This window comes from Aeromonas sp. HMWF014, from assembly GCF_963878295.1.
Classification (GTDB): domain Bacteria; phylum Pseudomonadota; class Gammaproteobacteria; order Enterobacterales; family Aeromonadaceae; genus Aeromonas; species Aeromonas popoffii.
On sequence record NZ_CAWNYS010000063.1, the window covers coordinates 14809 to 20334 of the forward strand.

Consider the following 5526-nt stretch of genomic DNA (forward strand, 5'->3'; position numbering starts at 1 on the left):
GGCCACATAGACCACCAGTTTACTCTGTTCGCCCGGCCCGCATGCGTTTGGCCAAGCGGTCATAGAGGATCAGGTTGACCGAGGCCGCCAGGTTGATGCTGCCTTGCTGTGTGGCCACATAGACCACCACGTTTACTCTGCTCGCCCGGCCCGTATGCGTTTGGCCAAGCGGTCATAGAGGATCACGTTGACCGAGGCCGCCAGGTTGATGCTGCCTTGCTGTGTGGCCACATAGACCACAGCTTTACTCTGCTCGCCCGGCCCCGGCCGTATGCGTTTGGCCAAGCGGTCATAGAGGATCGCGTTGACCGAGGCCGCCAGGTTCATGCAGCCTTGCTGTGTGGCCACATAGACCACCACGTTTACTCTGCTCGCCCGGCCCGTATGCGTTTGGCTAAGCGGTCATAGAGGATCACGTTGACCGAAGCTGCCAGGTTCATGCAGCCTTGCGTCGGCACATAGACCACGTCCTTCACCGAGCCATATCGGGCCGGATCCAGGGTGCCATCCTCGGGGCCGAAGATATAGAAGGCCTGCTCGGGGTGCACATAATCCGGCAGCGGTGTGGCCCCCTCGATCAGATCCACCACCACGGGGACGCACCCGGCCGGGACTATCTCCATGAGATCATCGACCCCGAGCAGGGGTATCTTGTCCACCATCTGCTTGGTATCCGTGGCAAAACGGCGCGCCAGCTCGAAGCGATTGCCCGTGTAGTAGACCTCGTCAGCCCCATAGCAACCGGCTGCGCGCATCACAGCCCCCACGTTCTCCGGTGACTTGGGATTGACCAGTCCGATGCAGTAATAGCCCGGTGCCTCCTGCATTGGTGACCGTGTATCGGCCTGCTCTGCGCAGCTATAACCTGACTCTTTCATCTTGTTCTCCTCTGTGGCGGCCGCATTATAAGCGGCAGTCGCCCACCCGCACATGAAAAGTGATGTGCAGATATGAGAAATCCGTTGCAGCCTGCTGCTGATTTTTTGTGCGCAAACCGACAGTTTTTGCACACGGAGATGGCAGGAAAACGTTTTTCATAAATAATGGACAAACGTTTGCAACTGGATGTTTGTCTATGACTGAGCGTGAACAAGAGATCCTCGCCCTGCTGCGCCAGGATCCCATGATTGCCCAGCAGGAGCTGGCGGATCGCCTCGGCATCAGCCGCTCGGCGCTGGCGAGTCACATCTCCAGCCTGATGCGCCAGGGCTATGTGCAGGGGCGTGGCTATGTGCTGCGGGAAGGCCCCTACGCCGTGGTGATTGGCGGCTCCAACATGGATATCTGCGGCTGTAGTCATGACAACTTGCGTATCGGCGACTCTAACCCCGGCAAGGTGCGTACCTCCGCTGGCGGGGTGGGGCGCAACATCGCCGAGAACCTGGCGCGGCTTGGTACCGACACCCGGCTGCTGAGCGCAGTGGGCAACGATCAATACGGTCATCATCTGCTGGAGGTGAGTCAGCGTGCCGGCGTCGACGTACGTCAGGTGCTGGTGCTGGAGGGGCTGGCAACCTCCTGTTACCTCAGCCTGCACGATGGCAGCGGCGAGATGAGCTGCGCCGTCAACGACATGGCGATCATCGATCAACTGACACCAGCCCGGCTCACCCCGCTCACCGGTTTCCTCGGGGCGGCGCGGCTATGGGTGCTCGACACCAACCTCGCCACCCATACCCTCGATTGGCTGTTCGAGCGTCAGGGGGATCACATCATCTTCGTCGATACCGTCTCGGTGGCCAAGGTGGAGAAGATCCGCCCATGGCTGCACCGGATCCACACCCTCAAACCCAACCGCAGCGAGGCCGAGCAGCTGTGCGGTTTCACCATCGCCGGGCCAGATACCTGGCCCATGGCAGCGGCCTGGTTCCACCGCGCCGGGGTGCAGCGGCTGTTCCTGAGTCTCGGCGATCAGGGGATTTTCTATAGCGACGGGGAGTGCCAGGGCCATCTGCCTGTGCTCGGCAGTCCGGTCGTCAACGTGACCGGCGGTGGCGATGCCTTTATGGCGGGGCTGGCCTATGCCTGGTTACAGGAGAGCGACATGACCGATACCACCCGTTTCGCCCTCGGTTGCGCCGCCCTCACCGTCAATTGTTCCGATACCGTCTTTTCCGGCCTCTCCAAGGCCGCCGTTGAACGCATGCTGGAGGAGTACCCATGTTGAACGCTTACCTCGATATCCAACCTGACGTCGCTGCGGCCCTGGCCGCCGGCAAACCTGTCGTTGCCCTGGAGTCCACCATCATCTCCCACGGCATGCCCTATCCCCAGAACGTGGAGACGGCGCGCCAGGTAGAGCAGGTGGTGCGCGACAACGGCGCCGTGCCGGCCACCATTGCCATCCTGGATGGCCGCCTCAAAGTGGGGTTGGATGCGGGGGCGCTGGAGGCGCTGGGTCGGGCCGGTCATGCCGCCACCAAGTGCAGCCGACGGGATATCCCCTTCGTGCTGGCGAACAAGGGGCTGGGCGCGACGACTGTGGCTTCCACCATGATCATCGCCGCCATGGCCGGCATTCGGGTGTTTGCCACCGGCGGCATCGGCGGCGTGCATCGCGGTGCCCAGGAGACCTTCGACATCTCGGCTGATCTGCAGGAGTTTGCCCAGACGCCGGTGGCCGTGGTCTGCGCTGGTGCCAAGTCGATCCTCGACATCGGTCTGACGCTGGAGTATCTGGAGACCCAGGGTGTGCCCGTTATCGGCTATCAGACTGATGAGCTGCCCGCCTTCTACACCCGCGAGAGCGGCTTCAAGGTGGATTACCGGCTGGAGAGTCCGGCAGCGATCGCCGAGGCTCTGCGCCTCAAGTGGGAGCTGGGGCTGGCCGGTGGCGCCGTGGTCACCAACCCGATCCCGACCCAGTTTGCCATGCCCAAGGCCGACATAGACGCCGCGATCAAACAGGCGTTGCGCGAAGCGGACGAGCAGGGGGTCAAGGGCAAGGCGTCCACCCCCTTCCTGCTGGCCCGGGTGTGCGAGCTGACCGGCGGTAATTCGCTGGCAGCCAACATCCAGCTGGTGCTGAACAACGCCGCGCTGGGGGCGCGCATCGCCGCCAGTCTGTAAATAAAGTCCATGAACGAAAAGAGGGTCAATCGACCCTCCTTTCGTTACGACTCAGCCATGGCATCCGCCGATCACTGCAACACCAGCCGACCATGCAGCGGCTGTACGGGTCTGTTGTTGGGGTGGTGCATCACCGCCTTGAAGGCATCGATCTGGGCCTGGCTCACCTGCACCGGTTGCTTCATCACCAGCCAGCGCACCCCTTCCGAGCAGGGCGGGGTGGTCAGCGAACCGCTGAAGCGGTAGTAATCACGCTTGGTGGGCAGCAGCTGATCCGCCGATAGCGGCGTTGCCAGCGATCGGCTGTCGCCCGCCTTCGCCGGCAACGGCTGCCAGGCCTGGTTCAGCGCCGGGTTGGCGTGGCCCGGCACGAACATCACGGCCACCACCGCCAGCTCCCCCTTGGCATTGGCGTGCACCAGGTGCCCCTCCAGCGGGTAGGATTTGCCTTTGATGAGGTTTTCACTGGGGGCGTGGAAGTGGAACTGCTTGAGCTCGAAGGCCATGCCGTCGAGCTGCAGTGTGCTGCCCGGGGCATAGCTGACCTGTATTGTGTGGCCGGTGTTGGTGACGCTCTGGCCGCCCGCCCGGTAGTGAAACTGCAGCGGGGCCAGCTTGGCCTCTACCAGACCATCGAGGTTGATTGGCGACTGGTTGCTGCCTGCACACTGGCCAAATTCGGGAGTCAGCTTGGCCCATTGTGCCGGGCCGGCCTCGCCACTGTATTCCCAGTGCACGGTGGCGGCAAAGGCGGTGGGACACAGCAACAGGGCACCGGCCAACAGGGACTTTCTCATCATACATCCTTATTTTGCTTGAAAAGCACAGCCATCCGTTTCTTTGGTAAGTGAAGAAACAACAGATGGCATTATCTGAAATGCGAGAGACGGAGTGTCAGACACAGATTGTTTGTTATTAACAGCCGTATTGCTGATCATATTTATGATGTATTTAATATGAATCTATTCAGCAGTCAGCCACGCCTGCATATTGAACAATCGCTTTATTCAATAACAGCAATCTAATTAATTGGCTGTCATCGTAGATGAATTAGCTCATAATTTACTCATCAAAAATCAGCTCTTTTTTGCCTCGCAAGTCCCCGCCGCTGGTTCGCCTAAAATATATTAATCGATTGTTTTTAATGTGATTTTATTGGGTCTCATTTGATCTTGAGCAAATAATAATCAGGCTTTCCCGGTCAGGCTGATGCTGCAGTTATGCACAGTCACAAGGGAGAGAGAAAATGAATAAATATTGTCTTCTGCTGGCGCTGTGTCTGCCCGGGATGGGGTGGGCGAGCGAACCGGTACAACCGGTAGAGGTACCCAAGGTGGCATCGCCGGAAAAAGTCGAGCTGGGCAAGATGCTGTTCTTCGAGCCGCGGCTCTCCAAATCCAATGCCATCTCCTGCAACTCCTGCCATAACCTGGCGACCGGCGGGGTGGACAACCAGGTCAGCTCCCTTGGCCACAAGTGGAAGGAGGGGCCGATCAACTCGCCCACCGTGCTCAACGCCAGCCTCAACTTCGTGCAGTTTTGGGACGGTCGCGCCAAGGATCTGCAGGCGCAGGCGGCGGGCCCCATCGAGAATCCGCTAGAGATGGCCTTCAGCCACAAGCTGGCGGTCGAGACATTGCACACCCTGCCCGAATATCGCACCCGTTTCGGCGCCGTTTACGGCAAGGCGGACTTCGGCATTGATGAGGTCACAGACGCCATCGCCGCCTTCGAAGAGACCCTGGTTACCCCCAACGCGCCGTTCGATCGCTGGTTGAAGGGAGACGGCAAGGCGCTGACGGCACAGCAGTTGAAGGGCTATCAGCTGTTCAAGGAGAAGGGCTGTACCGCCTGCCACAACGGCGTGGCCATCGGTGGCAACTCCTATCAGAAGATGGGGCTGGTCAAGCCGTTCAAGACCGACAATCCGGCCCAGGGGCGCGGTGGCGTGACGGGCGAGAAGCAGTTCATCGGCTGGTTCAAGGTGCCGACCCTGCGCAACATAGAGCTGACCTACCCTTACTTCCACGACGGGTCTGTGTGGGATTTGAAGGAGGCGGTGCGGATAATGGCCGATATCCAGCTGGGCCAGGCGCTGAGCGAGCAGGAGGCCGACGACATGACAGCCTACCTCAAGAGCCTGACCGGTGAGCAGCCGCAGATAGTGCTGCCGCTCCTGCCGCCCTCTCAACCTGATACTCCCAGGCCTCAGGTCAAGAGCTGAACGGGTCGTGGGTCTGAATTCAAGCGGGGCTGAGGTCCCGCTTTTTCATGGCTCTATCTATCTGATAACAAAGCCAAAGTGTGGTAATCAGCATAATGACAAGGGGATGACAATCCCCCAGCTGGCGACGGGGATTTCACCGATTTGCAGCCCTCTTCACAATTTCAACACGCTCATAATCTGTTCGATTGCCTAACTCATCCGACCTGGTGTCAAATCCCTCCGCCTAATAC

The 5526-nt window shown here is 59.9% G+C and carries 7 protein-coding genes; 3 read left to right on the forward strand and 4 right to left on the reverse strand.

Going from position 1 to position 5526, the window contains the following annotated elements:
- Positions 1-19: 19 nt before the first annotated feature.
- From AAC083_RS02500 to AAC083_RS02510, 3 genes are read right to left on the reverse strand one after another with little or no spacing between them, the layout of a single operon-like run.
- Positions 20-118 carry an RNA methyltransferase gene (locus AAC083_RS02500; RefSeq protein WP_258224866.1) on the reverse strand — a complete coding sequence of 33 codons (99 nt, stop codon included), beginning with the start codon at positions 116-118 and terminating at the stop codon, positions 20-22.
- Positions 119-132: 14 nt separating this feature from the next.
- A complete protein-coding gene (locus AAC083_RS02505) occupies positions 133-348 on the reverse strand; it encodes a hypothetical protein (protein ID WP_258224867.1) in 216 nt (71 codons plus the stop codon).
- 14 nt (positions 349-362) lie between these two features.
- Positions 363-827, reverse strand: a complete 465-nt coding sequence (locus AAC083_RS02510) for an RNA methyltransferase (RefSeq protein ID WP_108537953.1) — start codon at positions 825-827, stop codon at positions 363-365.
- A gap of 248 nt (positions 828-1075) precedes the next feature.
- Between AAC083_RS02510 and AAC083_RS02515 the strand changes: the two genes are divergently transcribed.
- Entirely contained in the window at positions 1076-2167 is a 1092-nt protein-coding gene (locus AAC083_RS02515) for a PfkB family carbohydrate kinase (RefSeq protein ID WP_108537947.1), read from the forward strand.
- Positions 2161-3069 carry a pseudouridine-5'-phosphate glycosidase gene (locus tag AAC083_RS02520; protein ID WP_042035745.1) on the forward strand — a complete coding sequence of 303 codons (909 nt, stop codon included), beginning with the start codon at positions 2161-2163 and terminating at the stop codon, positions 3067-3069. Before AAC083_RS02515 ends, AAC083_RS02520 begins: the two co-directional genes overlap by 7 nt.
- Before the next feature lie 71 nt (positions 3070-3140).
- On the opposite strand, the gene AAC083_RS02525 is transcribed toward AAC083_RS02520, so the two are convergent.
- Complete coding sequence (locus tag AAC083_RS02525) at positions 3141-3866, reverse strand: carbonic anhydrase (protein WP_108537948.1); 726 nt, start codon at positions 3864-3866, stop codon at positions 3141-3143.
- Between the two features lie 449 nt (positions 3867-4315).
- On the opposite strand from AAC083_RS02525, the gene AAC083_RS02530 reads away from it, so the two are divergent.
- The gene (locus AAC083_RS02530) at positions 4316-5293 is read left to right on the forward strand and encodes a cytochrome-c peroxidase (protein ID WP_108537949.1); all 978 of its coding nucleotides are present in this window, start codon (positions 4316-4318) and stop codon (positions 5291-5293) included.
- Positions 5294-5526 lie beyond the last annotated feature (233 nt).

Excerpts from the sequence above, each read along its gene's own strand:
- AAC083_RS02510 (WP_108537953.1), bottom strand. The coding sequence starts at position 827 with ATGCAGGAGGCACCGGGCTATTACTGCATCGGACTGGTCAATCCCAAG.
- AAC083_RS02515 (WP_108537947.1), top strand. The coding sequence starts at position 1,076 with ATGACTGAGCGTGAACAAGAGATCCTCGCCCTGCTGCGCCAGGATCCC.
- AAC083_RS02520 (WP_042035745.1), top strand. The coding sequence starts at position 2,161 with ATGTTGAACGCTTACCTCGATATCCAACCTGACGTCGCTGCGGCCCTG.
- AAC083_RS02525 (WP_108537948.1), bottom strand. The coding sequence starts at position 3,866 with ATGAGAAAGTCCCTGTTGGCCGGTGCCCTGTTGCTGTGTCCCACCGCC.
- AAC083_RS02530 (WP_108537949.1), top strand. The coding sequence starts at position 4,316 with ATGAATAAATATTGTCTTCTGCTGGCGCTGTGTCTGCCCGGGATGGGG.